At 73.1% G+C, this 2,312-nt stretch carries 2 protein-coding genes and 1 pseudogene; 2 read left to right on the top strand and 1 reads right to left on the bottom strand.

Annotated features, from left to right (window positions below):
* Positions 1-597, bottom strand: a pseudogene (locus HW445_RS27465) (phosphotriesterase); the annotation flags it as partial.
* A 243-nt stretch (positions 598-840) separates the two neighbouring features.
* Here HW445_RS27465 and HW445_RS27460 point away from each other — a divergent pair.
* A complete protein-coding gene (locus HW445_RS27460) occupies positions 841-2,013 on the top strand; it encodes a cytochrome P450 (RefSeq protein WP_180223569.1) in 1,173 nt (390 codons plus the stop codon).
* Positions 2,010-2,198 carry a ferredoxin gene (locus HW445_RS27455; protein WP_180223568.1) on the top strand — a complete coding sequence of 63 codons (189 nt, stop codon included), beginning with the start codon at positions 2,010-2,012 and terminating at the stop codon, positions 2,196-2,198. Before HW445_RS27460 ends, HW445_RS27455 begins: the two co-directional genes overlap by 4 nt.
* The last annotated feature ends 114 nt before the right edge of the window (positions 2,199-2,312 follow it).

Here is a 2,312-nt window from a genome sequence, read left to right as displayed (position 1 = left end):
GAGGACGACGTCGAGTTCGGCCAGGGCGTCGCCGCCGTGACGGAAGGAGACCGCCACGCCGGTGGCGAGCGCGGCCCGGGCGGCGCCCCGGAGCAGTTCGGTGTCGGTGGCGGTGGCTCCGGAGCGGGTGACGGCGGTGGCGATCAGACCGGCCGGCGCGCGGCGTTCGACGCGCGGCACGACCATGCCCTCGGTGATCTCCCTGCCGAACAGGTCGGCCCACTTCTCGGCCGGCCAGGGCGTCGGCGGGTCGGTCTGCGGGGTGAGGAAGTAGCCGCCGAGCAGTTCCTCGGGTCCCTGGCCGGTGGAGGCGACGATGTGCACGCCGGTCGAGCGCGACAGGGCCTCCAGGAGCTTCGGGTCACGGCCGTGGAACTGGCCCGTGGCGTCGACGACGGTGCCGCCGCCGGCCTCGCGGAACCCGGTCAGCCCGGCCTTGAGCCGGGCGAAGACCTCGGCCCGGTCGATGGCGACGTCGTAGGCGTACTGCGCCCCCGGGAGCACCGAGAGCAGCGCCTCGTGGACGGCGACCACGCCGAGCTCGTCTGCTGCGACCGGGCCGAGGACGGTGTTCACGGTGGGGGTACTGACGCTCATGCCTTGCCTCACGTGTCCGGTGTGGGCGCGCTGGACGCGCCCTGTGGCTGCCGTCACGCTAGCCATTCGCTTTACATTGCGTCAATGAAATGAACGCCACGAAAAATTTGGTTACGCGGGGGTTGCGCTGACGGGATCCGTCAGCGCCCCGCGCGGCCACGCGTCGGCATGCGCCACACGCATGGAGAGGCATGCGCATCATTCATTTGTTCAATGACATGCCGGCCACTTCACTGGGTCGGCATGAGCAACCCACCCGTCTGCGACGTCGACCTCTTCTGCGACGAGGTCCTCCTCGACCCCTACCCGGCCTACGCCGAGCTGCGGGAGCAGGGCCCCGTGGTCCGGCTCCCCGCCAACGACGTCCACGCCCTGACCCGCTACGACGTGATCCGCGACGCGCTCGCGGACTGGGAGTCGTTCTCCTCGGCGTCGATCGCCTTCAATCCGACGGCGAACGAGGCGCTCACCGGCACCTCGCTGGCCTCCGACCCGCCGGTGCACACCCTGCTGCGCGCCACCCTCACCGAGAACCTGTCGCCGCGGGCGCTGCGCGGTCTCAAGGGGCGGATCGAGGAGAAGGCGGACGCCCTGGTCGCCGAGCTCGTCCGGACCGGCTCGTTCGAGGCGATCGACGCCCTCGCCCGCGCCTTCCCGCTGGAGGTCGTCGCCGACCTGATCGGCTTCACCGGCCACGCGCGCGAGAACATGCTGCGCTGGGGCCAGGCCGCCATGCAGGTCCTCGGCCCGATGAACCGGCGCACGGTGGAGAGCTTCCCCGTCGCCGGCGAACTGTACGGCTGGTGCTCCGGGGTGCGGGCGGAGGACCTCGCCGAGGGGTCGGTGGGGCGCGGCATCTTCGACGCCGAGGCGCGGGGCGCCGTCCCCGAGAACACCGCCGGGCACATCATCCACCAGTACCTGGGCGCCGGCGTCGACAGCACGGTGGCCGCCATCGGCAACATCGTCGCGCTGTTCGCCGCGCACCCCGACCAGCTCGCACGGGTGCGCGCGAACCCGGCGCTGGTGCCGGCGGCGTTCAACGAGGTGCTGCGGTTCTGGCCTCCGATCAACGCCTGGGGCCGCCGCGTCACCAGGGAGGTCGAGATCGCGGGCGTCCGCATCCCCGCGGGCGCGCAGATCGCGGTCCTGCTCGGCGCCGGCAACCGCGACCCGCGGCACTACGAGGACCCGGACGCGTTCCTGGTCGGGCGCAACCCCACCGACCACCTGTCGTTCGGCTACGGCCCGCACGGCTGCGCCGGTCAGGGACTCGCGCGCCTGGAGGCCCACGCCGTGATCGGTGCGCTCGCCCGGCGGGTCGGGCGGCTCGTCGTGGGGCCGGAGGTCCGCGTTCCCGCCAATGTCACCCGGAGCATCGAGAAGCTCCCCGTCCTGGAGGTGGTCCCCGCATGAGGATCGTTCTCGACCGCCCCCGCTGCGAGGGCCACGGGCTGTGCGAGGAGGCCGCCCCGGAGCTGATGCACCTCGACGACGACGGCGAGCTGGTGCTGGACCGCGAGGAGGTCGGCGAGGCCGACGCCGCCCTGGCCGGCGCCGCCGTCCGCGTCTGTCCCGTCGCCGCGCTGAGGATCGCGTGAAGGGCGCCGCCGTCCGCCGGGTGGTCGTCGTCGGCAACGGCATCGCCGGGGTCACCGCGGCCGGCGCCCTCCGCGAGGCCGGGTTCGACGGCGAGCTGACCGTCGTCGGCGACG

It is taken from the genome of Streptomyces sp. UH6 (genome assembly GCF_013421635.1).
GTDB lineage: Bacteria > Actinomycetota > Actinomycetes > Streptomycetales > Streptomycetaceae > Streptomyces > Streptomyces abyssomicinicus.
This window is presented reverse-complemented; position numbering and strand designations above follow the sequence as displayed.